The following is a 23,177-nucleotide window of genomic DNA, read 5'->3' as shown; positions in this document are numbered from 1 at the left end:
TTTTAATCCTCCTTATGCAAAAATCTCATCAACAGATTTTCCGCGAAGTTTTGCAACTTCTTCCGGAGTCTTTAACTGGCTCAAACCTGCGATTGTAGCCAGAACTACGTTCTGTTTGTTACGGGAACCCATACATTTTGTACGGATGTTCTTAATACCTGCAAGTTCGATAACTGCACGAGCTGGACCTCCGGCGATAACACCAGTACCTTCTGGAGCTTTCTTTAAGAGCATTTCTGCACTTCCGAATTTTCCAACAAAGTCATGTGTAATACTTCCGTTTTCATCTCTTGCTACACTAACTAATTTCTTCATAGCATCTTCTTTTCCTTTGCGGATTGCTTCAGGAATTTCAGTTGCTTTACCTAAACCAGCGCCAACATGTCCGTTGCCGTCACCAACAACAACTAAAGCTGTGAAACGGAAGTTACGACCACCTTTAACAACCTTTGTTACACGCTTGATTGACACTACTTTTTCTTCTAATTCAAACTGACTAGCATCAATGATAGAACGTTTCATGTGTTCATTTCCTCCCTTATTAGAATTCTAACCCAGCTTCTCTTGCTGCGTCTGCTAATGCTTTAATCTTTCCGTGGTAAATGAAACCGCCTCTGTCGAATACAACTTCTTTGATACCAGCTTCGACTGCTCTTTTACCAATTACTGTACCTAAGTATGCTGCTGCATCAACGTTATTGGTTTTTTCTAACTCAGCTTTTACTTCTTTCTGTGTTGTAGAAGCAGAAACAAGAGTTTTTCCAACTGTATCGTCAATAATTTGAGCATACATATGATTATTGCTGCGGAATACTGCTAAACGAGGTGTAGCAGTTGTACCACTGAGATGATTGCGTAATCTTCTATGTTTTTTTGCGCGAACTTTCGCTCTTGATACTTTACTAACCATTTTTACACTCTCCTTACTTATTTCTTACCAGTTTTACCAACTTTACGTCTGATAACTTCATCAGCATATTTAATACCTTTACCTTTGTATGGTTCAGGTCTTCTCTTATCTCTGATTTCAGCAGCGTACTGGCCAACTCTTTCTTTATCAATACCGGATACAACAATTTTATTTCCGTCTACTTTAGATTCCAGACCTTCTGGATCTTCCATTTCAACCGGGTGAGAGTATCCTAAGCTTAATACCAGCTTCTTACCCTGTTTTGCTGCTTTATAACCTACACCGTTTACTTCCAGAGTCTTTTCGTATCCCTGGCTTACACCGATTACCATGTTCTGAATCAGAGTTCTTGTTAAACCGTGTAAAGATTTCATTTTCTTTAAGTCATTTGGTCTTGTAACAACAACATGACCATCTTCTAACTTAATTGACATTTCAACAGGTAACGCTTTTTCAAGTGTTCCTTTAGGACCTTTTACAGTCACTACGTTGTTCTCAGCAATTTTAACTTCTACTCCTGCTGGAACAGCTACAGGCAGTCTTCCAATTCGTGACATACCAATTTCCTCCTTACTTAGATTTTCGGAAGGGCCGATTATGGTTCCCTTCTGTTTTCAGTACTTCATTTATCTATGATAAAGGACAAAGTCCTGTTATCCTCTCGCTTGGACATAATAAAAACTCGCTTGGACACAAAAATTACCATACAAATGCCAGAACTTCTCCACCTACGTGAAGCTTTCTAGCTTCTTTGTCTGTGATAACTCCCTGGTTTGTAGAAAGGATTGCAATTCCTAATCCACCTAATACTCTTGGAATTTCCTGGCTTCCAGCATAGATACGAAGACCTGGTTTGGAAATTCTCTTCAGACCTGTAATGATTTTTTCATTTTTGTCTGCACCGTATTTTAATGTGATGCGGATTGTCTTGAATACTCCGTCTTCTAATACGTCGTATTTTGCAATGTAACCTTCTTTTAACAGAATGTCAGCAATAGCAAGTTTCATTTTAGATGCCGGAACATCTACTGTATCGTGTTTTGCAGTGTTTGCGTTACGGATTCTTGTAAGCATATCTGCGATTGGATCGCTCATTGTCATGATAGTTTCCTCCTATAATTTAGACTTTTCATGTAATAATATTTTTTGTTTATTTAAAATCCTCTTTAGGTTTCATTTAGGTATTTTCCCCGACACCCAAAGAAGGGGTATGTTCGCTCAACTAAACTCAGCTTTCGCTTTTGGCGTTAATTTTCGCGAACGGCTTTCTCACTAAGTTCGTCCGTCGCCGAATGGCGACGACTCACTAAGTGTTCAATGCCTACCAGCTTGCTTTTTTAACTCCCGGAATCTGGCCTTTGTATGCTAATTCACGGAAGCAAACACGGCAGATACCGTATTTTCTTAAGTAAGCATGTGGACGTCCACAGATACGGCAACGGCTATATTCTCTTGTGGAGAATTTCTGTTTGCGCTGCTGTTTAACTTTCATTGCTGTCTTAGCCATGAATTTTCCCTCCTAATTTATCTTACTTTGCAAATGGCATGTTGAATAATGTCAATAATTCACGAGCTTCTTCGTCTGTTTTAGCAGTAGTTACGAAAATAATATCCATACCTCTTACTTTATCGACTTTATCATATTCCACTTCAGGGAAAATTAACTGCTCTTTGATTCCCAGTGCGTAGTTTCCTCTGCCGTCAAAAGCATTTGGATTAACGCCGCGGAAGTCACGTACTCGAGGCAGTGCTAAGTTGATAAGGCGGTCAGCAAATTCATACATTTTCTCGCCTCTTAATGTTACTTTACAGCCGATCGGCATACCTTCACGAATTTTGAAGTTCGCAACGGAATTTTTTGCTTTTGTTGTAACAGCCTTCTGACCTGTGATTAATTCCATATCAGCTACTGCTGCATCTAACAGTTTAGCATTATCTTTGGCTTCGCCTACACCCATGTTTACAACGATTTTATCGAGTTTCGGCACTTCCATGATATTCTTATAACCAAACTTTTTAATCATAGCATCTACGATTTCATTTTTGTAAGTTTCTTTCAGTCTGCTCACTATATTGGCCTCCTCTCTTATTAATCGATTACTTTTCCTGTAGTTTTAGCGAAACGCACTTTTTTACCATCTTCAACTTTAAAGCCAACTCTGGTAGCTTTTCCTTCATGCATAACCATTACGTTAGATGCATCAATCCAAGCTTCTTTGTTCACAATACCACCCTGCTGATTCGCCATGGAAGGTTTTGTGTGCTTTGTTATCATGTTTACGCCTTCAACCAGAACAGCGCCTTTTTTCGGATTAACAGAGATTACTTTTCCTTCTTTGTCTTTATCTTTACCAGCGATAACTTTTACAGTATCACCTTTTTTAATCTTAAACATCAGGCTTACCTCCTATAATACTTCCGGAGCTAAGGAAACAATTTTTCATAAACTGTTTGTCACGAAGCTCTCTGGCTACTGGTCCAAAAATACGAGTTCCTTTCGGTGTCTTGTCATCTTTGATAATAACAGCAGCGTTTTCATCGAATTTGATGTAAGAACCATCTTTACGACGAACACCTTTTACAGTACGAACAACAACGGCTTTTACAACATCGCCTTTTTTCACAACACCGCCTGGTGTTGCATCTTTAACAGTAGCAACGATTACATCACCGATGTTAGCATATCTTCTAGTAGAACCACCCATAACACGGATGCAGAGGATTTCTTTTGCACCTGTATTGTCAGCGACTCTAAGTCTACTTTCCTGTTGAATCATGCTTAGATTCCTCCTTACAAATTATTTTGCTCTTTCTACTACTTCAACAAGTCTCCATCTTTTATCTTTGGATAATGGTCTTGTTTCCATAACTTTTACAGTATCACCGATATTGCATGTGTTTTCTTCATCATGCGCTTTTAATTTATATGTTCTCTTTACGATTTTTCCGTAAAAGAGGATGTTTAACGTGGTCTTCGATAGCTACAACAATGGTTTTATCCATTTTGTCACTTACAACTTTACCAACACGTGTTTTTCTAAGATTTCTTTCCACGATTATGCTGCTCCTTTCTATTTCTAGGAATGAATTCCTTATGCGTTTGCTTTCTGAGCAATCAGAGTCTGGATTCTAGCGATGTTCTTGCGAACTTCTTTAATTCTGCTTGTGTTGTCCAGCTGATTTGTTGCATTCTGAAATCTCAAGTTAAAGAGTTCCTTTTTAGCAGCTACTAATTCTTCCTGTAATTCTGCAGCTGATTTTGTTTTTAAATCTTCTACATAATTTTTAATTTTCACTGTTATCACCGCCTTCTAAGTCTGCACGAGAAACGATTTTACATTTACATGGTAACTTGTGCATCGCAAGACGTAACGCTTCACGAGCTGTTTCTTCCGGAACGCCTGCGATTTCAAACATTACTCTGCCTGGCTTTACAACTGCTACCCAGTATTCTAAGGCACCTTTACCGGAACCCATACGTGTTTCTGCTGGTTTTGCTGTTACTGGTTTATCTGGGAAAATCTTAATCCATACTTTACCACCACGTTTGATGTAACGAGTCATGGCAACACGGGCTGCTTCGATCTGGTTAGAACGAATCCAGCATGGTTCAGTTGCTACTAAACCAAATTCACCGTAGTTGATTTTATTTCCTCTTAATGCTTTTCCTTTCATGGAACCGCGAAACTGTTTACGACGTTTAACTCTTTTTGGCATTAACATAATTATTTATCGCTCCCTTCCTTAGTTCCTTTTGTTGGAAGTACTTCGCCATTGTAGATCCATGCTTTTACGCCAACTTTGCCGTAAGTGGTATCTGCTTCAGCGAAACCATAGTCGATATCTGCTCTTAATGTCTGAAGCGGAATAGTACCTTCGCTGTAGAACTCTGTACGAGCCATATCAGCACCGCCAAGACGTCCGGATACGGAAGTTTTGATACCTTTTGCTCCGGCTTTCATTGTTCTGGACATTGTAGATTTCATAGCACGACGGAAGGAAATACGGTTTTCCAGCTGTAATGCAATGTTTTCAGCTACTAACTGAGCATCTTTGTCCGGTCTTTTCACTTCTTTGATATCAACAACTAATTTTTTATCTGTGAATTTCTGTAATTCAACTTTTACTTTTTCGATTTCTGCACCACCTTTACCGATAACAACGCCCGGCTTTGCAGTGTAGATAATGATTTTCACTCTGTCAGATGCTCTTTCGATTTCAATCTTAGAAACACCTGCACTGTATAATTTCTTTTTCAGGTATGTTCTGATGTTGTAGTCTTCTACTAAGTTATCAGCGAAATCGCCTTCAGCATACCATTTGGAATCCCAGTCTTTGATAACTCCGACTCTGAGTCCGTGTGGGTTAACTTTCTGTCCCATGATACTCCTCCTTATCTCTCATCTAACACAACAGTAATATGGCAGTTTCTCTTTTCGATTCTGTAAGCTCTACCCTGAGCTCTCGGTTTAATTCTCTTCATTGTAGGTGCTTTGTTTGCGTAGCACTCTGCAATGTAAAGATTTTCCGGATTCATACCGTTGTTGTTTTCAGCGTTTGCGATAGCTGATTCCAGTAATTTTTTGATTACGCTGGAAGCGTATCTTGGGTTATATGTTAAGATACCCAGTGCTGTCTGAACATCTTTACCACGAATTACATCCAGTACATAGCAAGCTTTCTGTACGGACATTCTTGCATAAGATAATTTTGCAGACGGTCTTGTATCTTTATTAGCATTTCTTGCTCTTTTAATCTGACTTCTATGTCCTTTTGCCATGATAAAAGCCTCCTTTCAAATATTAGCGAACACCTGATTTTTTCTCGTCTTTTCCATGTCCTCTGTATGTTCTGGTTGCTACGAACTCACCGAGTTTGTGACCAACCATATCTTCTGTTACATACACTGGCACATGTTTTCTTCCGTCATGAACAGCGATTGTATGTCCAACGAAGGAAGGGAAAATTGTGGAACGACGTGACCATGTTTTAATAACTGTCTTATCGCCAGCAGCATTCATAGCGTCTACTTTTTTCAGTAAGCTTTCATCTGCGAACGGTCCTTTTTTTAATGAACGAGCCATTGTCTTACCTCCTACTATTTAGCTAATGTTTTACCATCTCTTCTTCTTACGATTAACTTGTTAGACTGTTTCTTTTTCTTTCTTGTCTTCAAGCCAAGAGCCGGTTTGCCCCATGGTGTACATGGACCTGGGCGTCCGATACCAGTCTTACCTTCACCACCGCCGTGTGGATGGTCATTCGGGTTCATAACAGAACCACGAACTGTAGGTCTGATACCCATGTGACGTTTACGTCCTGCTTTACCAATATTGATAAGGCTGTGCTCGCCATTTCCTACAACGCCGATAGAAGCGCGGCAGTTTAATGGAACCATTCTCATTTCACCTGATGGCAGACGAAGTGTTGCATATTTGCCTTCTTTTGCCATTAACTGTGCTCCGTTACCAGCGGAACGAACTAACTGTCCGCCTTTTCCCGGATACAGTTCGATATTATGAATCATAGTACCAACCGGAATTTCAGATAATGGTAAGCAGTTACCAACTCTTACTTCGGCATTCGCACCATTCATAATCTTCATACCAACTTTTAAACCTTCAGGAGCTAAGATGTATGCTTTCTCACCGTCAGCGTATGAGATAAGAGCAATGTTAGCTGTTCTGTTTGGGTCATATTCGATGGTCTTAACTGTTGCAGGGATATCATCTTTTCTTCTCTTGAAGTCGATGATTCTGTATTTTCTTCTATTTCCGCCTCCGCGGTGTCTAACTGTAATTTTACCCTGATTATTACGTCCAGCATTTTTCTTTAAGGACACTACCAGAGATTTCTCCGGTGTGGAAGTTGTGATTTCAGAGAAATCAGAACCTGTCATGTGTCTTCTGGAAGGTGTATATGGGCTGTATGATTTAATTCCCATTACGTTCTCTCCTTTCATAACTGCACCATTAGGCTTTCAACATGCCCTGGTGTTTCTTTGCCGCAGCCAAATATCGGATTATTTTTTCTCGACTGCTCAGTTTCTATATTTTCGTATCGAAGGGCTCGTCTTATAACCCCTCAAAAATTTCAATATCTTTGCTGTCTTCTGTCAATGTAACGATTGCTTTCTTTGTCTTAGCAGTTTTTCCAAAAGTCATTCCACGTCTTTTGTTCTTTCCGTCTAAGTTCATTGTGTTGACAGATTTTACTTTTGTTCCTTCGAACATTTTCTCAACAGCTTCTTTGATCATGGTTTTGTTTGCGTCTGTGTGAACTAAGAAAGTATATTTTTTCTCGCCCATAGCAGCCATACTTTTTTCAGTCACAACTGGTTTCAGGATTACATCATAATACTTTACGTTTGCCATTATGCGTATACCTCCTCGATTGCTGCTGCAGAAGCTTTTGTTAAGATTACTGTGTTGTATTTCAGCACATCATATACATTGATTGTATTTGGCAGTGCTGTAATAACACCAGGAATGTTTCTTGCAGATAATACTACGTTTGCATCGTTGTCAGCTAAAACAACCATTGCCTTGGAAACATTTAAGTTATTTAAAACATTCTGCATTGCTTTTGTTTTTACTTCATCTAATTTCAGTTCATCAAGAACGATAAGCTTGTTTTCCTGAACTCTGCTTGTCAGAGCGGATTTCAGCGCTAATCTTCTTTCTTTTTTATTCATCTTAACAGAATAATCTCTTGGTGTAGGAGCAAATACAACTCCGCCGCCTGTCCACTGTGGAGCTCTTGTTGAACCCTGTCTTGCATGACCGGTTCCTTTCTGTCTCCAAGGTTTTCTTCCGCCTCCGGAAACTTCAGAACGTGTTTTTGCTTTCTGTGTTCCCTGACGATTATTTGCAAGCTGGCGAACAACTGCTAAATGCACTAAGTGATCGTTGACTTCAACACCGAACACTGCATCGTTTAATTCCATTGTTCCAACTTCTTTGCCTTCCATATTATAAACAGATACGTTTGCCATTTTATGTGGTCCTCCTTTCCAACGAAAACTTATTTACCGCATTTTACAGTTTCTTTGATTGTAACTAAGGATTTCTTAGGTCCCGGAACTGCGCCTTTAACTAACAGTAAGTTGTTTTCAGCGTCAACTCTTACAACCTCCAGATTCTGAACAGTTACTTTTACATGTCCCATATGTCCCGGCATTCTTTTTCCTTTGAATACTTTGGACGGGTCAGAACAAGCGCCGTTGGAACCTGCATGACGATGGTATTTGGAACCGTGAGCCATAGGTCCTCTGGACTGTCCATGTCTTTTGATAGCGCCCTGGAATCCTTTACCTTTGCTGATTGCAGTTGCGTCGATTTTGTCGCCTGCAGCAAAGATGTCAGCTTTAATTTCCTGTCCTAATGTATATTCGCCTTCTAATTTGAATTCTCTGACGAATCTCTTGCAGGAAACACCAGCTTTATCAAAGTGTCCTTTCATCGGTTTGTTTACAAGAGCCTCTCTCTTGTCGCCAAAACCAACCTGTACTGCTTCGTAACCGTCATTGTCCATTGTCTTAACCTGTGTTACTACACAAGGTCCAGCCTGCAATACAGTTACTGGAGTTAAAACTCCGTCTTCGTTGAAGATTTGAGTCATTCCGACTTTAGTAGCTAAGATTGCTTTCTTCATTCTTTTTACCTCCTGTGAATCTACAGCGGATTACACTGTGATGTGCAATCATCCTAGACAAACAGTCAACATAAGTGGATGCTTAAAGCATTGCTTCTATATCAACCTTGTAAGGATAATCTCTCTTAACCTTAAACAGAACTTTTTTTATTTCTGTTTCATCTTGATATCGATGTAAACACCAGCCGGCATTTCCAGTCTTGCCAGAGCATCAACTGTTTTCTGTGTTGGTGCAATGATATCAATCAGTCTTTTATGAGTTCTCTGTTCGAACTGTTCTCTGGAATCTTTGTATTTGTGAACCGCACGAAGAATTGTTACTACTTCCTTCTTTGTAGGAAGCGGTACCGGTCCGCTAACAGTTGCTCCATTTTTCTTAACAGTTTCGATAATTTTGCCTGCTGACGCATCTACTAACTGATGGTCATAAGCTTTTAAAGTGATTCTCATTACTTGACTTGCCATAAAAAAAGTCTCCTCCTTTTCGCACTTTTAATTAGTACGACAAGCGGCGACTGTACACATTCCCGTGTGTGTCATCATGATTCTGCACACACTCCCACCTTAGTGGTAAGTCTTTAGATGTAATACAGTGACTTGTCGTCAGTTTCCTAACTTGACATTCGCTCCACGGAAAACCTGTCTTTGACAGCAACCTCGCGCTTCATAGCTATCATGTCACAGCACTTGTTAGTATAATGGAAGTCTGTCCAAAATGCAAGCCTTTTTTTCAATAGTTTTTATTTTTTTTGTATTTTTTCAAATACACAAAACACCTTTCTTTTTTGAGCCTGCACAGGGTACCTCAATGATAGTAAAAGCTGCCCCGCGATGTAGTCTAAAAAGGTTCTATCCTTCACCCTCCTGACTCTCATCTGCGGGACAGCTCTTTTTTATAGAATATCTGAATAATCTAATAAGGTAATTTCATTGTCTTCATCTGTTTTTACTTCAGGTTTTTCTCCGGCTGCCTGTGCCTTTGCAAGAAGCTCCTGCACACTTGGACTCTTCGGTACCGCATTTACATTCACCGGCATTTCTATCTCTTCAGTTTCTGTTTCTTCTATATTATTATAGTTCTCAGATTCCTGCTCAGAAGCTTCCGCTTTCTGACTTTCTTCCGGTTGTTCTGCTTCTGCTGAAGATTCCGGCTGTTCCGTCGCTTCTGCAGTTTTCTGCGCTGCTTCCTCTGCTGCCTTTTCCAGTTCCTCTGCATCCGGCATCATTCTTGTGGCATCAGGGGTCTGCTCCGGCTCACTGACAGAGGCAACTCCCATAGCAATGGAAGACATAGCGTCCTTCATGGCATCGTCATAGCCCTGGAGTTCCGGCTCTTCCGTCTGATTGGAGGCTTTTGGAAGTTCTTCTTCCTCTTCATCATCTTCCTCCTCGTCCGGAAGTCCTTTCTTTTCCAGCTTGCGGCGATGTTTTTCTTCTTTCTTCAGGCGACGGCGTTCCCGAAAGCTGAGTTTTTCTTCTTCCTCTTCCCCGTCATCTTCTTCGTCTTCCTGCTCTTCTTCCTCTTCTTCTCTGAGGCGGCGTTTCTCTTCCTTTTTCAGACGGCGACGTTCCCGGAAGCCGAGTTTTTCTTCTTCCTCTTCCCCGTCATCTTCTTCGCTGTCCTCATATTCTTCCTTGCCGTCCTCTTCTTCCTCGTCCTCATCATCTTTATCTTTACGCCAAAGCTCTGAGAGAACAAAGAGGATAATCAAAAGAACAATTCCCACGCCCACAACAATAAGCCCTTCCTTGCTCTGGAGAGCAATCGCCGCATATCCAATCAGGGGAACCACAACCATAACCTTCGGAACAGATTTCTGTAGATTCAAGGTTTCGGTTTCACTGCTTTTGCTGTAAACATCTTTCACCTGATAAATACCTGCGCTGGAATCCATATCCTGAATTTCGTAAATATAGGAACTGGAACCTTCACTATAAATAATCTTGTCCTTTTTTTCCAGATTCTTTACATTCACACTCTTTCCGTACGCCACGGAACCTATAGGAAGATTGGTTTCTGTTCCGGTATTGTCATTCATCACCGTATCCACCCCGGCAAAAGGAGGCACTAAAAGAGCAGCTGCGACAATTATGGAAAAGAGAACCACCAGATTCACTATAATTTTCAGTATTTTTGACATTTGTGTACTCCTCACTTTACAACTTTGCCTTCATGTTTTCATAATATAGTCTATATTAACATTTTTCAGCACAGATGTATAGTGCCAATTTATTATTTCACTTCTGAAGCAAGGAAAGCACAGTATCCTCTGTATGCTTCATAGATATCCACCTTGCTTGCGATTTCCCACGGAGAATGCATGTTTAATACAGCTACACCGCAGTCGATAACTTCCATATTGTAGTTGGCAAGTATGTAGGCAATGGTTCCGCCGCCGCCCTGGTCTACCTTACCAAGCTCTGCTGTCTGGAAAGCTACCTGATTGTCCTCCATGATTTTGCGCAGCTTTGCAATGTATTCCGGGTTTGCATCATTAGAACCGCCTTTTCCTCTGGAACCTGTATATTTGTTAAAGGTAATGCCATGTCCCAGATATGCACTGTTTTTCTTTTCCATAACTTCCGGATAGTTGGGATCAAAGGCTGCACTTACGTCAGAAGAAAGCATCATGGAGTTTTTCAGCGCTCTTCTGAGCAGCAGTTCGCTGTACTGACCTGCTGCATGCATAACCTCTGCAGTGGTGTTTTCAAAGAAACGGGACTGCATGCCAGTGGCTCCCACACTTCCGATTTCCTCTTTATCTACCAGCAGACACACGGAAGTATATTTCACCTTATCCTGTGCAAGCATTGCCATAAAGGAAGGATAAGAGCAAACACGGTCGTCATGTCCGTACGCCATAACCATGCTTCTGTCCAGCCCGTAATCTCTTGCAGGACCGGCTGGTACGACTTCAAATTCTGCAGAAAGGAAGTCTTCCTCCTCCATATCATATTTTTCTTTCAAAACAGAGAGAATTTGTGCTTTTACAGGCTCTTCCTCTTCGGCCTCTAAAGGAATGCTTCCGATTAATACATTGAGGTTTTCACCTTCAATAACCTCTGCTGCTGTCTTCTGCTGCTGTTTTGCGGCCAGATGCACCAGAAGGTCAGAAATACCTACCACCGGATCATTGGCATCTTCACCAATTACCACGTTTACCACTTCACCGTTTTTCTTTGCCACAGCACCGTGAAGCGCCATAGGCAATGTTACCCACTGATATTTCTTAATTCCGCCGTAATAATGGGTATCCAGAAGAGCCAGCTCCTGGTCTTCGTATAACGGATTCTGCTTTAAGTCCAGTCTTGGAGAATCAATATGTGCGCCCAGGATTCTCATACCTTTTTCCAGAGGTTCTTCTCCAATGAGATACATTGCCAGACATTTTCCCATGTTGTTGGCATATACCTTATCTCCCGGCTTCAGGCTTTCGCCCTTTTCAATGACTTCTTCCAGATTGCGGTAGCCTGCTGCTTCTGCCTTCTGCACCATTTCTGTGACACATTCCCGTTCTGTCTTGCAGGTACTCATAAAGGATTTATATTTCTCGCAAAAATCAAAAACTTCTGTTTTATCACTGTATTTTTTCCAAGCATTTTCTGTTTTCATGTTATCTGCCTCCTGTATTTTCATTCTTCCTCGATTCTACTACAACTTTCCCTTGATTGCAAGGCAGGTCTTGATTCTTCCTCTTTGTTCCCTTATAATAAACTTACTGTTTAACACTTTAAATAAATAGCAATGCAAAAGGCGGAAACATCTATGGAAACAGAACAGAAAATTAAAATTATTGAAGACCTCTCTTTAAATGCCTGGCCTTCCTACCAAATGCAGATTTATGACGGCTGGATTCTCCGTTTTTCCCACTTTTATACACACCGTACCAACTGCATTGAGCAGCTCGGTCCTTCTTCTATCCCTCTTCCTGATAAACTGGATTACTGTGAAGAAATCTACGAAAAATGGGGAAGTCCTGCTATTTATAAAATCAACCCTCTTCTGGACAGTTCTTTTGACCAGAAACTTATGGAACGAGGTTACTTTACAGCACATATCACCCAGGTTATGACACGGGATTTATCTTCTTTGCAAGACTGCAAAAACGTGCCTGTCAACATCACCCTGGAGAGGAAAATCTCGCCCCAGTGGCTTGATGGCCTGTTTTCCATGAAAGGTATGACAAATAAAACCCACTTAAAGATCGTGCCGTCCATGTACGCAGCCATTCCCAAAGATACCTTGGCTGTCTGCGCTATAGACAGGAACCGAATCATTGGCACAGGACTTGGAATCCTGGATCGGGACTATGTGGGAATTTATGCAATCCATGTCTGTCCGAACTATCGGGGACAGGGTATTGGCAAAGCCATTTGCGAAACCCTGTTGAACGCATCCCGTCAGTGCGGCGCTGCCTTCGCCTATCTACAGGTTGTTCAGGGAAATATTCCTGCCAAAGGCCTTTATACCTCTTTAGGATTTCAGGACTTGTACACCTATTGGTTCCGGCAGCAATACGCCGTAAGAAAAGGAGAAAATGCGCCCTGCGAAGGACAGCGGTGAAGAAAACAAAAAACAGAGAGGAAATCTTCCGCAACAGATTTCCTCTCCCTACTCACATTGTTTTTATATTTTCTTTTTCCTTTATTTTGCCTTATTACTCAGGTATTCTTCTATGCTTTTCATAGCTTCTTCTTCGTCTGCACCATCTATGGATACCGTTACGCTTTCCCCGTTATCCAATCCCAAACTCATCATGCCCATGATACTCTTTGCATTTACCTTTCTCGCTTCGCTTTCCAGATAAATATTGCTTGTGTACTGGCTTGCTACCTGTACCAGCATTGCGATAGGTCTTGCTTCCAGACCGTTTGAGATTCCGATAGTAATGGACTTTCTAATCATATTTGTTCCTCCTTGACTCCTCTGAGTTCCTCTGCTATGCTGCATATTTTCCGCAGTCTGTGGTTAATACCGGATTTTCCTACAGGAATTGACAGTAAAGTTCCAAGTTCCTTCAATGATGCCTGTGGATATTCCAATCTCAATAAAGCTGTTTCTTCCAAATTTTCCGGCAGTCTGTGAAGACCTACGGTGTCCCGGATATAGATAATATCCTCCATCTGCTTTACAGCGGCATTTACCGTTTTGTTAATGTTTGCTGTTTCGCAGTTGACCTTTCTGTTTACAGTGTTACGCATACCTTTCAGAATCCTGACATTCTCCAGATTCATAAGCGAAACCCCTGCCCCCATAAGTCCCAAAAGTTCTACAATTTGTGCGCCTTCCTTTACATAAACAACATGGTATTTTTTACGTTTCACTATCTTTGCGTCAATTTCAAAAGACTGAATAATTTCCTGTAACTGCAATGCCTTCGCCGGAGTCGTACATACAATTTCAAAATGATAGAACTTCTCAGGGTCGCTGATAGAGCCGGCACATAAAAATGCCCCTCTTAAAAATGCACGTCTGCAGCAATTCTTCTGAATAACCATAGAACTCACCAGCCCGTCACTGTGTACCGGTCTTCTGTCTGCAGTCAGAACCTTAATTGCCTGCAAAACCTTCACAGTTGTTTCCGGATCTTCTATGTCAATAGTAAATCGGTTGTTTTTCCTGACTATCTTTTCATCAATAGAAACTTCGCCATTTATTGTAAACGTTTTTCCCAGTAATGTAAAGCACTTTCTTATAATACTTTCATTTTCCGAGGACATTCTTAGGATAATGTCTTTAGAGGGAAGACGGACAATCTCCCCGTTAAAGGCAATCATAGCAGCCAGCTCCGCAATCTGGCAATGCCTGGCAGAATCCTCATGACGAAGCAGTTCTTCTTTTACGCTTCCGGAGAAAGACATTTCTTCCCGTCCTTTTCTATATCTCTATGTTCCACCCGGATTCCGTATTCTTCATTTTCCTCCAGGCGATGATACAATTCATTGGCAAGGGTTACGGAACGATGCTTGCCTCCTGTACACCCCACTGCAATAACCAGCTGGGTCTTTCCCTCTGAAATATAGTTTGGCAGCAAAAAGCGAATCATATCCTCCAGCTTATCTGAAAATGTATGCGCCAGTTCGAATCCCATCACATAATCCCGCACCGGAGCGTCATTACCGCTTAATGGGCGTAGATTTTCCAGATAATATGGATTGGGCAGAAAACGCACGTCAAATACCAGATCTGCGTCCTGGGGAATTCCATACTTAAACCCAAAAGAAAGCACAGTTACCATCAGGTTCTTAAATTCCCTGTTTTCCACAAAAATTTTCTCCAGCTCTGCCTTCAGCTCTCTGGTAAGAAGTTTACTGGTATCCAGAATATAATCTGCGTATTCTTTGAGAGTTCTCAGCCTTTCTCTCTCCATACGAATACCATCGTCCACTCTTCCATTTCCTGCCAAAGGGTGGCTGCGTCTTGTTTCCTTATATCTCCTTACCAGAGTATCGTCATCTGCGTCCAGAAAGAGAACTTCCACTCCCAGTCCCGGGATCTGAATATTTTCCAGAACAGATACCAGCTCGTCCAGAGATTTTCCGCTTCGGATATCCACACCCAGGGCTACCTTTTCAATTTCCCCGGGACCGCCGTCCCGAACCAGTTGTATAAACTTGTCAATCAGGGGTACGGGCAGATTGTCCACGCAGAAATATTCCATATCCTCAAGCATTTTAAGCGCCGTACTTTTCCCCGCGCCTGACATACCTGTTACAATTACAAACCGCATACTTCCTCCTAAAATTCTCCTAAAAACCGCACTTCCGGCTCAAGCTCTACTCCAAACTTTTCTTTTACCTGCCGCTGTACCTCATGAATCAAATCCAACACATCTTTTGCTGTGGCATTGCCCTTATTCACTACAAATCCGCAGTGCTTTTCTGACACCTGAGCGCCGCCTATGGAAAAGCCGCGAAGCCCTGCGTCCATAATCAACTTTCCGGCAAAATATCCTTCCGGTCTTTTAAAGGTGCTGCCCGCGCTTGGCATATCCAGAGGCTGCTTGCTCACTCTGCGCTCTTTATAATCGTCCATCTTTTCCTGAATGGCTTTTCTATCGCCTCGGCGAAGCTTTAACACAGCAGACGCCACAATGTATCCCTTTTCCTTTACAATACTGGTTCTGTATCCCATTTTCATTTCCTCCAGGGACAGGGTAAGAAGCTCGCCCTCCTGAGTCAGCACAGTAACGGATTCTACAATATCCTTCATTTCTCCGCCGTAAGCGCCTGCATTCATCATCACAGCGCCGCCTATGGTTCCCGGAATCCCGGATACCTCTTCCATTCCCCCAAGACCCGCTTCCATAGCCTCCTTGGCAGTTTTAGAAAGAAGGGCGCCTGCTTTTACATGAATCCGCTCTCCTTTTATGGAAATATCGCTGAAATTTTTCCATAACTGAATCACAACGCCTCTGTATCCCCTGTCACTGACCAGAAGATTACTTCCGTTCCCCTGCACGAAAAAGGGAAGATGCTCCTCTCTGCAAATCTGGACAACCTTTTGCAACTCCTCTGTGCTGTGAGGACAGAGGTAATAATCCGCCGGTCCCCCGATACGAAAGGTCGTATGGTTTTTCATCGGTTCCTTCCATTTTACATTATCACTTCCCAGACAGCTGCAAAAGCGATTTTCTATCTTATTTTCCATCTATCTACCTCTTCTATTTATTTTTGAAACACCAAATCCCGAATCACTTCTCCGGCAATCATAAGACCTGCCACCCCTGGTACAAAGGACACGCTCGCAGGAACCGGTCTTTTGCTGCCGCTTCTGACTTCTAAGGGTTCTTCTTTTCGTTTTTTCTTATCCACGGTTTCTGTAGAAAACAGAACCTTGACCTTTTTGATTCTGCGCTTTTTCAGTTCTGTCCGCATAACCTTTGCCAGAGGGCAGACGCTGGTCTTGGAGATATCTGCAATCTGAAAGCAGGACGGATTTAACTTGTTTCCCGTTCCCATACAGGAAATCACCGGAACCTTGGCCTCCTTTGCCTTTTCTATCAGAAGCAGCTTGGCAGATACGGTGTCTACTGCATCAATCACATAATCAAAGGCTGTAAAATCAAACAGCTCTGCCGTTTCTCCGTTAAAAAAAGTATCGTAGGTATGAACAACAGCGTCCCGATTAATGTCCAGAATCCTTTCCTTTGCCACTAGCACCTTTTTTCTGCCCATGGTAGAGCGCAGTGCCACCAGCTGCCTGTTTAAATTTGTAAGACTTACCTCATCATGGTCCACCAGCGTCAGGGAGCCTACTCCTGCTCTTGCCAAAGCTTCTACCACATAAGAGCCTACTCCGCCGATACCAAAGACTGCAATCCGGGAATCTGCCAGCTTCTGAATCCCTTCCCTTCCTAATAGTTCTTCTGAACGTGAGAATGCATGCAGCATTTTCCGTTTCCTCCTGTATCTGTAATCTCTTTGTTTTTCACTGTAATCCTTTCTATTATACTATTGATTGCTGTAAATGTATAGCTTAGTTTTCCCGGGATTTTTAAAAACAGGGCTGCAATACGAATTTTCTATCGTACTGCAACCCTGTTTCGGCTTCTTCCATTTTAAAAATAAGTATAATTTTTTGGCTTTTCACTCCACCCAATGGCATTTTGAATATCCTGCCCATAGCTTCTGTTACTGAGTTCCATTCTTTCTGTCCATAAAAAAGAGGACAGGGGAATGGCTCCCATGACAAGAGAGGATAAATCTGCAATTCCGGTCTTTAACACCACGTCAGGTTCCCGGTCTTTGGTAAGAAGCACCTTATCTCCCTGCACACGAAGGAGGACGCTGGTATTGTTCTCTTCCATAAAATCGTCTTCTACCTGCAGTTCCATGGTGAATTCCCGTCTTGCAGGGCGTTCACAGTGATTCTGCAAAGCAAAATATTTCTTCACGTCCAGGATTCGAAACATGTATCCCATGTTCTTTCTTCCGATTTCCTGAATCGCCCCATCAAAGGCACGGTTTTCTCCGCTGTCCGGATTGGTAAAGAGCATATGAAAATCTTCCTCATAAGTATAAATCCGCACCCGCTCAATCTGGTCTGTCTGAGAGGCAAAAAAGGTGAGAAACTGTTTCATGGTTTCCATATCTTCGCATACCAGTTCCCGTACAGCCAAATCATGATACATGTCTGTGTAATGGTCTACCTCTACAAATTCAAAGGTGAGATATCCGGTGATTCTGCCTTCTCTTCTGCACACCACCACATACGGCATATCAAAAATACGGTGTCTGTCCATAAAGGAATGAATGGTGGCGCCATGGGTTTTCTTCGCATAGTTTCTGTAAAATTCCAGAATTTCCTCTTCCTCCTCCGGTCTTGCATAGGACAAACAGGATTTATCTCCATAGGAACGGATATACTGAGGTTTTGGAGAATACATCATGGTTTCGTTGCAGTAACCAAATCCCATTTTGCGGTAAAAAGCGGGATTAAATGGGTGCAGCGCTGCCACGGTTCTCCCCGTTTTTGCAAAGGCGCCCAGACCCACGCGAATCAGATTCTTTGCCACATGCTCCTTTTTGTGCAGGAAGTTGGTGGAAACGTAGGCAGTACCTCCCATTTCCATCAGCTTTCCTCTTACATTCACCTCAAAATCCATTAAAAGAGAAGAACCAATCAGATTTCCATTGTCGTCAAAACAGCCCAGATAGCGCCCTTCCTCAGGCTTTTTCAATTCTCCTGCCATATTGTGAAGCAGCGCCTCCGGGGTTTTAGACGGAAAACCGGTGATTACATTTCTCGCAAGCTGCGCTTCTTCTTCAGATTGTACAAAGCGAATGTCCATGCTGTTCTCTCCTTTTACTGCCAGTCTGCCGGATATACAAAGTATGCGTATCTGGCTTTTGAAGGTGTCTGGAAATGAATATGGGAGTTTTTCGGAATATAGATAATATCTCCCGGATTTCCGGTTACCACACGTCCGTCAATTTCAATTTCTAACACACCGTCAATGACCATATCGTATTCATCATAAGTCAGCGTCCATTCAAAACTGGTGTGATCCAGTTCCATAATGCCACAGCCCATTCTGGGGGCTTCCTCCAGAGTAACTACATCCTTTAAGGACACGCCCTCCTGTTCAAAGGGTTCGCATTTTACTGTACTTGTCTGAATCTTTAAGATACCGCTTGGATCTTTTTCTTTTACAAAGTCTTCTTTTTCGGCTTCCGGCTTTGCGGATTCTGCCAGAACTCTTTTTACTACCTCACGGATAAGCTCTTCACTTACATTCATTTCTGTCACCTCTCCTTTCGGCTTTTTCCTGTGTCTGTCTTTTATTCTTCACTTTCTGTCTGTGTACTCTGTACTTTAGATAACAGCTTCGGTGAAAGAATATTGGCAAGAATCAGGGCTGTGATACCTGCCACCAGCTTTCCTACAATAACCGGGAAAATCATTTCAGAGTTTACACCAGCGGTAAATCCAAGGTGGTCACCGAATACAAAGGCTGCACTTACTGCAAATGCAACGTTTAACAGTTTTCCTTTTGGATTCATCTTGTCCATAATGTTAAACATGGCAATGTTGTTTGCCAGGGTTGCTACCAGACCTGCAGAACCATTTTCGTCCATACCGAATTTCTTACCCAGCGCATTTAATGCTTTGCCAAAGGTACGGGTAATCCACAGTACCATAGGAAAGGCGCCGATTAACACGATAGAAATCTGTCCACAGGTTAAAAGTCCGGATTCCAGAGGAATCACACCATCTGCATTTGGCTCTACCATAATGTTGAACAACGGGAATTTAATCTTTGTCTGATACTCAAAAACAGCGATGGCGGTAAGAGCAGTAATGACAACCGTTACCCCTGTACCGAATTTATTAAATCCGCTGATCATCTTCGCCGGTGCAAACCACAGACCAAGAACAATCAGACCTGCAATGATAATAACCGGAATCAGGTTTACCAGGATTGTCAGAATATTAATCTTGTACTGTGTCATGTTCATAACCAGACCACCTACGATACAACCGATCGGAATGGTAATCATACCTGCAAGAATACCTGCTCCAAGGTATGGTCTGTCTTTCTTTTTAATAATGGAGAGCGCTACCGGAATGGTAAATACCAGAGTAGGACCCATCATAGTTCCCAAAATCAGGCCTGAGAAATTTCCCAGTGTTTCTGTTTCTGCCAACTCCATAGCCAAAGGATATCCACCCATGTCACAGGCCAAAAGTGTTGTTGCAAACATAGAAGCATCTGCACCCAGGAGCTCATAAATTGGCACAATAATGGGCTTCAATAAAATCGCCAGCACCGGCGCTGCCGCTACAACGCCTGCCATTGCCATTGCCAGAGGACCCATGGCATTAAAGCCTTCTTCAAACTGTTCACCGTATCCATGTTTGTTGCCGCGCATTTTGTCTACTGCGCCTACAATCATGAAAATCATCATAACTAAAATAATTACTGAGTTAATAGACAAATTAGAAACCCAATCTTTAATACTTTGTGTAAAAACCTCGACATTTGTAATATTGTTAATTAATTCCTGAAACATACTTGCCTCCTCCTGCTGCCTCCAAAAGGCGGCAGCCTTTTTGTCGTCTTTTAAGGTGTGTTTACAGCAAGGACTGGAACACCTGAGGGGACGGACGCGGAATTACCGTGCTTTCCACATACAGGTCTTTATCCTGTTTCGCTGCTGCTACGGCTGCCCTCACAGCTCCCACATCTCCTGTCAAAGTCACAAAACCTTTTCCTCCGATTGCGTATCCGATACGCACCTCTATCAGCGTAATATTCGCTGCTTTTGCTGCTTCATCTGCTGCCAGAATCGCTGAAGCCACAGAGTAAAATTCCAGAACACCCACGGCTCCTGGATTTTCTACTGTCACTGTTCCCGTAAGCGCGGGAATAAGCTGCTCATGCACATTGGAAATCCTGAGGGAATCCACCACATAAGCGCCTCCCTTTGCCAGCCCTTCCTCCATGGCTGCTTTCACATCTCCTGTATCGCCGCCTACAATGATAATATATTTTCCCGGACAAACTGTGGAAGAGCGTATCAAATCAACCTGTGCGGCCTTTACCATAAAGTCACTGGTTTCAATTCCTCTTGCAATGCTGGACAGTTCCACCATACCGATTGCTTTGCCCATGCTTTATACCTCCTCTCCACAGATTCTGATATATGTATCTGTCACTTCTTTTACAATACCTGCCATTCCTGTATGAATATTCACGGAAAGTCCTTCTGCCGCCTGGGCTACCAGAGCATTCTTTTCTACCCGCTCCCCTACATGTACGGCTGCCAGCGCCGGCTTGCCGATATGCTGGGAAAGAGGAATCCTGCATTCTTTTACAGACAGTTTTCTTTCCTCAGGCAACTCATGGGTCACATAAGGCGTCAAATCCAGTCTGGCAATGAGCCGCTCTGTCGGAATCTTTCGATTTTCTATACCCTCTCTGGCTTGTGGCCGCATATTTCTTTCCGGATTGATTCCCTTTTCCCTTAACAGACCCTTGGCATATTCGTTCATCTTTCTGGGGGAGAGCCCCATAGGACATGCAAACATTTCGCACACGCCGCAGCTGCAGCAGTTTACTGCACTGCCAAAGGCTGCTTCAAATTCTGTCGCATCTGTGAGCATGCTTTCTCTCCACAGATTTCTCATAACCACGTTTGGTCTTATTTCATGTCCCAGCATAAAACGCGGGCACATATCTGTACACATTCTGCACTGGATACAGGCTGCCGCCGCCTGGCGAATCATACGCTCCCTTGGCAGCTCGCTTCTCTTTACCAGATAATGGTCTTTTGGCAATACCAGAAGATTTCCCGTAGTCTTTGTGACACAGGCTTTTTTGATTTCTTCCTCTGTTTTTAACATCTTTCCCATCATGGGACCGCCCAGAATCACGGCGTACTCCCGTTCTGTGAGTTTTGCGCTTTCCAGTATCTGTGTAATCGGTGTTCCTAAAGGCACATGATACATACCGGTGTGGCTGACAGCGCCTGTAACGGAAAGATATTTTTCCGAAACAGGCTTTCCCTCCAGGGCATCTGCAATGGATAGCACGGTTCCCACATTGTCTACTACACAGCCTACGTCCAGAGGCAGACCTCTTTCCGGAACACTTCTTCCGGTAACCTCCTGCACAATCACCTGCTCATCTCCTGCAGGATAAAAGGTTCTCATGCCGAAAATCTCTACCTTTGCATTCTGACGGTCTATCTCCTGCTGCAGGGCAGCAATTTCTCTTTTATATTTTGCCTTTGTGGCAATAACGCAGTGGGCTGCCTCCAGATGTTCGGCAACCAACACCGCTGTCCTGATAATTCGTTCGGGAAATGTTCGACAGAGATATTTATCGGTTTCAATGAGAGGCTCACATTCCGCTGCATTGATGATAAAATATTCTGCCTTTGCATTCAGCTTTACATAAGTGGGAAAACCGGCGCCGCCGGCTCCCACAATTCCCGCTTCCTTGATGGTTTCTACGAAACTCATAGCATCACCGCTTTCCGCTTAAATCAGATTTTCCTCAATTTCCTGGTCATCTACAATTCCCACCACTGTAGCGTCTACGGGAATATCACTTCCCCCTGCCGCAGTCCGGGCAGAACTTCCGCCTACATAAATCACTTTTTCTCCCACGCCTGCACCAATTATATCTGCCGCAATAATGGGATATTCAATGGCCTTATCATCCAGCAGGTTTATGGGCTGAATGACCAGCAGCTTTAAACCTGCCAGCTTTTCCTCTTTTCTGGTTGCCCAGATATTTCCAATCACTTTTCCTGTTTTCATAGGCGCTGTTCTCTCTTTCCTGAGGAGATTTCTCTGCGTTCTATGAGCATTTTATGCTTTTTGGCATATTCTTTTGCAAGGTCGGATAAAATGGCTTTCTCTTGTATCAGTACCCGCTTTATCCGCTGATTTCCAAGGGCAATCATATCTTTTTCTGTGATGATTTTCTTGTCCAGCGCTGCTTCTTTTAATTCCGGCTCCGGGTCTTTCACAGCTTCTTTGACCGGTTCGCAAGCTAAGCTACCGCCGCATTCCCTGCTTTCGCAGGTGTTTTCGCTGCATTCCTGCTTACTCTCCTGCTTCTCTTCTTTCCCGGCTCCGTGAAGAATCAAATCTGCCATGTGTTCATGAGGGGCAATCACCATGCCGCTGTCTGTCAGAAGCTGCAGATTTTCCTCTAATCGCTGATAAAAGGCTTTGGGCGCTGTGTTCGCATATCGGTAAAGCTCAATGCCCTCTCTGGCAGCGTAGATTTTCTTTCCTTCCAGAAGCGCCTGTCCCAAAAGCCTGGTAAAACCATTGTCCAGGATACCGTGAGCTACTTTTCCAAGGGCTTCGTTGGACAGCGTATATAAAACCACGCCTTCATAATCCTTCATGCAGCACTGATAATCTGTAAGCATGGCGCATTCCATACAATAATATCCGGCAAGTTCTGTATGCTCCAAAGTTTCATGACAAATGGTTCCATGGTCTTCCGTCAGCACCAGAAGGGACGGAAGAGCTTCCTTTTCTTCCTCTGTTGTGTTTGCCTTTGCCTGGGCTTCCTTTAACTTTTCCTGCACTCTTTTACAGATTTCATTTAACAGTTCTGTGTCCACGCGTTTCTCCTCCTTTCTGCAT

At 42.8% G+C, this 23,177-nt stretch carries 32 protein-coding genes and 2 pseudogenes; 1 reads left to right on the top strand and 33 read right to left on the bottom strand.

Annotated elements, in window-relative coordinates; all coding sequences use genetic code 11:
- Positions 1 to 12: 12 nt before the first annotated feature.
- The 21 genes and pseudogenes from rpsE to DQQ01_RS02530 all read right to left on the bottom strand — a co-directional run bounded on the left by rpsE (position 13) and on the right by DQQ01_RS02530 (position 12,176).
- Entirely contained in the window at positions 13 to 522 is a 510-nt protein-coding gene (gene rpsE, locus DQQ01_RS02630; protein ID WP_022269719.1) for a 30S ribosomal protein S5, read from the bottom strand.
- 19 nt (positions 523 to 541) lie between these two features.
- Positions 542 to 910 carry a 50S ribosomal protein L18 gene (gene rplR / locus DQQ01_RS02625; RefSeq protein ID WP_111918181.1) on the bottom strand — a complete coding sequence of 123 codons (369 nt, stop codon included), beginning with the start codon at positions 908 to 910 and terminating at the stop codon, positions 542 to 544.
- A 17-nt stretch (positions 911 to 927) separates the two neighbouring features.
- Complete coding sequence (rplF, locus tag DQQ01_RS02620) at positions 928 to 1,467, bottom strand: 50S ribosomal protein L6 (protein ID WP_111918179.1); 540 nt, start codon at positions 1,465 to 1,467, stop codon at positions 928 to 930.
- A gap of 142 nt (positions 1,468 to 1,609) precedes the next feature.
- Positions 1,610 to 2,011, bottom strand: coding sequence for a 30S ribosomal protein S8 (gene rpsH, locus DQQ01_RS02615; RefSeq protein WP_111918177.1), 402 nt, complete (start codon positions 2,009 to 2,011; stop codon positions 1,610 to 1,612).
- A gap of 220 nt (positions 2,012 to 2,231) precedes the next feature.
- Complete coding sequence (locus tag DQQ01_RS02610) at positions 2,232 to 2,417, bottom strand: type Z 30S ribosomal protein S14 (RefSeq protein WP_003022786.1); 186 nt, start codon at positions 2,415 to 2,417, stop codon at positions 2,232 to 2,234.
- Between the two features lie 22 nt (positions 2,418 to 2,439).
- A complete protein-coding gene (gene rplE / locus DQQ01_RS02605; protein ID WP_111918175.1) occupies positions 2,440 to 2,979 on the bottom strand; it encodes a 50S ribosomal protein L5 in 540 nt (179 codons plus the stop codon).
- Positions 2,980 to 2,999: 20 nt separating this feature from the next.
- Entirely contained in the window at positions 3,000 to 3,305 is a 306-nt protein-coding gene (gene rplX, locus DQQ01_RS02600; RefSeq protein ID WP_111918173.1) for a 50S ribosomal protein L24, read from the bottom strand.
- Positions 3,306 to 3,317: 12 nt separating this feature from the next.
- A pseudogene (gene rplN / locus DQQ01_RS02595) lies at positions 3,318 to 3,687 on the bottom strand (50S ribosomal protein L14).
- Positions 3,688 to 3,708: 21 nt separating this feature from the next.
- Positions 3,709 to 3,964, bottom strand: a pseudogene (gene rpsQ / locus DQQ01_RS02590) (30S ribosomal protein S17).
- A 38-nt stretch (positions 3,965 to 4,002) separates the two neighbouring features.
- Positions 4,003 to 4,206: a 50S ribosomal protein L29 gene (gene rpmC, locus DQQ01_RS02585; protein WP_003022797.1), complete on the bottom strand. Its 204-nt coding sequence runs from the start codon at positions 4,204 to 4,206 to the stop codon at positions 4,003 to 4,005.
- Positions 4,196 to 4,633, bottom strand: coding sequence for a 50S ribosomal protein L16 (gene rplP / locus DQQ01_RS02580; protein WP_003022799.1), 438 nt, complete (start codon positions 4,631 to 4,633; stop codon positions 4,196 to 4,198). Before rplP ends, rpmC begins: the two co-directional genes overlap by 11 nt.
- Positions 4,634 to 4,635: 2 nt before the next feature.
- Positions 4,636 to 5,292 carry a 30S ribosomal protein S3 gene (gene rpsC, locus DQQ01_RS02575; protein ID WP_111918171.1) on the bottom strand — a complete coding sequence of 219 codons (657 nt, stop codon included), beginning with the start codon at positions 5,290 to 5,292 and terminating at the stop codon, positions 4,636 to 4,638.
- A gap of 11 nt (positions 5,293 to 5,303) precedes the next feature.
- On the bottom strand, positions 5,304 to 5,690 hold the full coding sequence (rplV, locus tag DQQ01_RS02570) for a 50S ribosomal protein L22 (RefSeq protein ID WP_003022804.1): 387 nt from the start codon (positions 5,688 to 5,690) through the stop codon (positions 5,304 to 5,306).
- Between the two features lie 22 nt (positions 5,691 to 5,712).
- Entirely contained in the window at positions 5,713 to 5,994 is a 282-nt protein-coding gene (gene rpsS / locus DQQ01_RS02565) for a 30S ribosomal protein S19 (RefSeq protein WP_003022807.1), read from the bottom strand.
- 14 nt (positions 5,995 to 6,008) lie between these two features.
- Positions 6,009 to 6,854, bottom strand: a complete 846-nt coding sequence (gene rplB, locus DQQ01_RS02560) for a 50S ribosomal protein L2 (RefSeq protein ID WP_111918168.1) — start codon at positions 6,852 to 6,854, stop codon at positions 6,009 to 6,011.
- A gap of 130 nt (positions 6,855 to 6,984) precedes the next feature.
- On the bottom strand, positions 6,985 to 7,284 hold the full coding sequence (gene rplW, locus DQQ01_RS02555) for a 50S ribosomal protein L23 (protein ID WP_111918166.1): 300 nt from the start codon (positions 7,282 to 7,284) through the stop codon (positions 6,985 to 6,987).
- On the bottom strand, positions 7,284 to 7,904 hold the full coding sequence (rplD, locus tag DQQ01_RS02550; RefSeq protein WP_111918164.1) for a 50S ribosomal protein L4: 621 nt from the start codon (positions 7,902 to 7,904) through the stop codon (positions 7,284 to 7,286). The genes rplW and rplD overlap by 1 nt, the downstream gene beginning before the upstream one ends.
- A 29-nt stretch (positions 7,905 to 7,933) precedes the next feature.
- A complete protein-coding gene (rplC, locus tag DQQ01_RS02545; RefSeq protein ID WP_111918162.1) occupies positions 7,934 to 8,563 on the bottom strand; it encodes a 50S ribosomal protein L3 in 630 nt (209 codons plus the stop codon).
- A gap of 147 nt (positions 8,564 to 8,710) precedes the next feature.
- Positions 8,711 to 9,028 (bottom strand): 30S ribosomal protein S10, encoded by a 318-nt coding sequence (rpsJ, locus tag DQQ01_RS02540; RefSeq protein ID WP_003022820.1) that lies wholly within the window; start codon positions 9,026 to 9,028, stop codon positions 8,711 to 8,713.
- Positions 9,029 to 9,456: 428 nt separating this feature from the next.
- Positions 9,457 to 10,704 carry a hypothetical protein gene (locus tag DQQ01_RS15820; protein WP_162624227.1) on the bottom strand — a complete coding sequence of 416 codons (1,248 nt, stop codon included), beginning with the start codon at positions 10,702 to 10,704 and terminating at the stop codon, positions 9,457 to 9,459.
- A gap of 92 nt (positions 10,705 to 10,796) precedes the next feature.
- Positions 10,797 to 12,176 carry an aminopeptidase gene (locus tag DQQ01_RS02530; protein ID WP_111918160.1) on the bottom strand — a complete coding sequence of 460 codons (1,380 nt, stop codon included), beginning with the start codon at positions 12,174 to 12,176 and terminating at the stop codon, positions 10,797 to 10,799.
- 153 nt (positions 12,177 to 12,329) lie between these two features.
- On the opposite strand from DQQ01_RS02530, the gene DQQ01_RS02525 reads away from it, so the two are divergent.
- Positions 12,330 to 13,127 (top strand): GNAT family N-acetyltransferase, encoded by a 798-nt coding sequence (locus DQQ01_RS02525; RefSeq protein WP_111918158.1) that lies wholly within the window; start codon positions 12,330 to 12,332, stop codon positions 13,125 to 13,127.
- 81 nt (positions 13,128 to 13,208) lie between these two features.
- Here DQQ01_RS02525 and DQQ01_RS02520 read toward each other — a convergent pair whose 3' ends face one another.
- The 12 genes from DQQ01_RS02520 to DQQ01_RS02465 form a co-directional block, all read right to left on the bottom strand.
- The gene (locus tag DQQ01_RS02520; protein ID WP_111918156.1) at positions 13,209 to 13,469 is read right to left on the bottom strand and encodes an HPr family phosphocarrier protein; all 261 of its coding nucleotides are present in this window, start codon (positions 13,467 to 13,469) and stop codon (positions 13,209 to 13,211) included.
- On the bottom strand, positions 13,466 to 14,425 hold the full coding sequence (gene whiA, locus DQQ01_RS02515) for a DNA-binding protein WhiA (RefSeq protein WP_111918154.1): 960 nt from the start codon (positions 14,423 to 14,425) through the stop codon (positions 13,466 to 13,468). The genes DQQ01_RS02520 and whiA overlap by 4 nt, the downstream gene beginning before the upstream one ends.
- Positions 14,404 to 15,294: an RNase adapter RapZ gene (gene rapZ / locus DQQ01_RS02510; protein ID WP_111918152.1), complete on the bottom strand. Its 891-nt coding sequence runs from the start codon at positions 15,292 to 15,294 to the stop codon at positions 14,404 to 14,406. The genes whiA and rapZ overlap by 22 nt, the downstream gene beginning before the upstream one ends.
- Positions 15,295 to 15,302: 8 nt before the next feature.
- A complete protein-coding gene (murB, locus tag DQQ01_RS02505) occupies positions 15,303 to 16,214 on the bottom strand; it encodes a UDP-N-acetylmuramate dehydrogenase (protein ID WP_111918150.1) in 912 nt (303 codons plus the stop codon).
- Positions 16,215 to 16,231: 17 nt separating this feature from the next.
- Positions 16,232 to 16,957, bottom strand: coding sequence for a tRNA threonylcarbamoyladenosine dehydratase (locus DQQ01_RS02500; protein ID WP_111918148.1), 726 nt, complete (start codon positions 16,955 to 16,957; stop codon positions 16,232 to 16,234).
- Positions 16,958 to 17,124: 167 nt separating this feature from the next.
- Positions 17,125 to 18,357 (bottom strand): GNAT family N-acetyltransferase, encoded by a 1,233-nt coding sequence (locus tag DQQ01_RS02495; RefSeq protein ID WP_111918146.1) that lies wholly within the window; start codon positions 18,355 to 18,357, stop codon positions 17,125 to 17,127.
- Between the two features lie 14 nt (positions 18,358 to 18,371).
- Complete coding sequence (locus tag DQQ01_RS02490; protein WP_111918144.1) at positions 18,372 to 18,806, bottom strand: EutQ-related cupin domain-containing protein; 435 nt, start codon at positions 18,804 to 18,806, stop codon at positions 18,372 to 18,374.
- Positions 18,807 to 18,847: 41 nt separating this feature from the next.
- Positions 18,848 to 20,080 carry an ethanolamine utilization protein EutH gene (locus DQQ01_RS02485; protein ID WP_111918142.1) on the bottom strand — a complete coding sequence of 411 codons (1,233 nt, stop codon included), beginning with the start codon at positions 20,078 to 20,080 and terminating at the stop codon, positions 18,848 to 18,850.
- A 61-nt stretch (positions 20,081 to 20,141) separates the two neighbouring features.
- Positions 20,142 to 20,681: a BMC domain-containing protein gene (locus DQQ01_RS02480; protein WP_111918140.1), complete on the bottom strand. Its 540-nt coding sequence runs from the start codon at positions 20,679 to 20,681 to the stop codon at positions 20,142 to 20,144.
- A gap of 3 nt (positions 20,682 to 20,684) precedes the next feature.
- Entirely contained in the window at positions 20,685 to 22,034 is a 1,350-nt protein-coding gene (locus tag DQQ01_RS02475; protein ID WP_111918138.1) for a 4Fe-4S dicluster domain-containing protein, read from the bottom strand.
- Positions 22,035 to 22,052: 18 nt separating this feature from the next.
- Positions 22,053 to 22,334 (bottom strand): EutN/CcmL family microcompartment protein, encoded by a 282-nt coding sequence (locus tag DQQ01_RS02470; RefSeq protein WP_111918136.1) that lies wholly within the window; start codon positions 22,332 to 22,334, stop codon positions 22,053 to 22,055.
- Positions 22,331 to 23,155, bottom strand: coding sequence for a hypothetical protein (locus DQQ01_RS02465; protein WP_111918134.1), 825 nt, complete (start codon positions 23,153 to 23,155; stop codon positions 22,331 to 22,333). Before DQQ01_RS02465 ends, DQQ01_RS02470 begins: the two co-directional genes overlap by 4 nt.
- Positions 23,156 to 23,177: the final 22 nt, after the last annotated feature.

The organism is Blautia argi, assembly GCF_003287895.1.
Classification (GTDB): Bacteria; Bacillota; Clostridia; order Lachnospirales; family Lachnospiraceae; genus Blautia; species Blautia argi.
Note: the sequence above shows the minus strand (reverse complement) of the source record. Positions and strands in the feature narration are given on the sequence as shown.

What these genes read in the sequence shown, in the direction of transcription:
- rpsE (WP_022269719.1), bottom strand. Translation starts at nt 522, where the DNA reads ATGAAACGTTCTATCATTGATGCTAGTCAGTTTGAATTAGAAGAAAAA.
- rplR (WP_111918181.1), bottom strand. Translation starts at nt 910, where the DNA reads ATGGTTAGTAAAGTATCAAGAGCGAAAGTTCGCGCAAAAAAACATAGA.
- rplF (WP_111918179.1), bottom strand. Translation starts at nt 1,467, where the DNA reads ATGTCACGAATTGGAAGACTGCCTGTAGCTGTTCCAGCAGGAGTAGAA.
- rpsH (WP_111918177.1), bottom strand. Translation starts at nt 2,011, where the DNA reads ATGACAATGAGCGATCCAATCGCAGATATGCTTACAAGAATCCGTAAC.
- DQQ01_RS02610 (WP_003022786.1), bottom strand. Translation starts at nt 2,417, where the DNA reads ATGGCTAAGACAGCAATGAAAGTTAAACAGCAGCGCAAACAGAAATTC.
- rplX (WP_111918173.1), bottom strand. Translation starts at nt 3,305, where the DNA reads ATGTTTAAGATTAAAAAAGGTGATACTGTAAAAGTTATCGCTGGTAAA.
- rplP (WP_003022799.1), bottom strand. Translation starts at nt 4,633, where the DNA reads ATGTTAATGCCAAAAAGAGTTAAACGTCGTAAACAGTTTCGCGGTTCC.
- rpsC (WP_111918171.1), bottom strand. Translation starts at nt 5,292, where the DNA reads ATGGGACAGAAAGTTAACCCACACGGACTCAGAGTCGGAGTTATCAAA.
- rplV (WP_003022804.1), bottom strand. Translation starts at nt 5,690, where the DNA reads ATGGCAAAAGGACATAGAAGTCAGATTAAAAGAGCAAGAAATGCTAAT.
- rpsS (WP_003022807.1), bottom strand. Translation starts at nt 5,994, where the DNA reads ATGGCTCGTTCATTAAAAAAAGGACCGTTCGCAGATGAAAGCTTACTG.
- rplB (WP_111918168.1), bottom strand. Translation starts at nt 6,854, where the DNA reads ATGGGAATTAAATCATACAGCCCATATACACCTTCCAGAAGACACATG.
- rplW (WP_111918166.1), bottom strand. Translation starts at nt 7,284, where the DNA reads ATGGCAAACGTAAAGTATTATGATGTAATCCTGAAACCAGTTGTGACT.
- rplD (WP_111918164.1), bottom strand. Translation starts at nt 7,904, where the DNA reads ATGGCAAACGTATCTGTTTATAATATGGAAGGCAAAGAAGTTGGAACA.
- rplC (WP_111918162.1), bottom strand. Translation starts at nt 8,563, where the DNA reads ATGAAGAAAGCAATCTTAGCTACTAAAGTCGGAATGACTCAAATCTTC.
- rpsJ (WP_003022820.1), bottom strand. Translation starts at nt 9,028, where the DNA reads ATGGCAAGTCAAGTAATGAGAATCACTTTAAAAGCTTATGACCATCAG.
- DQQ01_RS15820 (WP_162624227.1), bottom strand. Translation starts at nt 10,704, where the DNA reads ATGTCAAAAATACTGAAAATTATAGTGAATCTGGTGGTTCTCTTTTCC.
- DQQ01_RS02530 (WP_111918160.1), bottom strand. Translation starts at nt 12,176, where the DNA reads ATGAAAACAGAAAATGCTTGGAAAAAATACAGTGATAAAACAGAAGTT.
- DQQ01_RS02525 (WP_111918158.1), top strand. Translation starts at nt 12,330, where the DNA reads ATGGAAACAGAACAGAAAATTAAAATTATTGAAGACCTCTCTTTAAAT.
- DQQ01_RS02520 (WP_111918156.1), bottom strand. Translation starts at nt 13,469, where the DNA reads ATGATTAGAAAGTCCATTACTATCGGAATCTCAAACGGTCTGGAAGCA.
- whiA (WP_111918154.1), bottom strand. Translation starts at nt 14,425, where the DNA reads ATGTCTTTCTCCGGAAGCGTAAAAGAAGAACTGCTTCGTCATGAGGAT.
- rapZ (WP_111918152.1), bottom strand. Translation starts at nt 15,294, where the DNA reads ATGCGGTTTGTAATTGTAACAGGTATGTCAGGCGCGGGGAAAAGTACG.
- murB (WP_111918150.1), bottom strand. Translation starts at nt 16,214, where the DNA reads ATGGAAAATAAGATAGAAAATCGCTTTTGCAGCTGTCTGGGAAGTGAT.
- DQQ01_RS02500 (WP_111918148.1), bottom strand. Translation starts at nt 16,957, where the DNA reads ATGCTGCATGCATTCTCACGTTCAGAAGAACTATTAGGAAGGGAAGGG.
- DQQ01_RS02495 (WP_111918146.1), bottom strand. Translation starts at nt 18,357, where the DNA reads ATGGACATTCGCTTTGTACAATCTGAAGAAGAAGCGCAGCTTGCGAGA.
- DQQ01_RS02490 (WP_111918144.1), bottom strand. Translation starts at nt 18,806, where the DNA reads ATGAATGTAAGTGAAGAGCTTATCCGTGAGGTAGTAAAAAGAGTTCTG.
- DQQ01_RS02485 (WP_111918142.1), bottom strand. Translation starts at nt 20,080, where the DNA reads ATGTTTCAGGAATTAATTAACAATATTACAAATGTCGAGGTTTTTACA.
- DQQ01_RS02480 (WP_111918140.1), bottom strand. Translation starts at nt 20,681, where the DNA reads ATGGGCAAAGCAATCGGTATGGTGGAACTGTCCAGCATTGCAAGAGGA.
- DQQ01_RS02475 (WP_111918138.1), bottom strand. Translation starts at nt 22,034, where the DNA reads ATGAGTTTCGTAGAAACCATCAAGGAAGCGGGAATTGTGGGAGCCGGC.
- DQQ01_RS02470 (WP_111918136.1), bottom strand. Translation starts at nt 22,334, where the DNA reads ATGAAAACAGGAAAAGTGATTGGAAATATCTGGGCAACCAGAAAAGAG.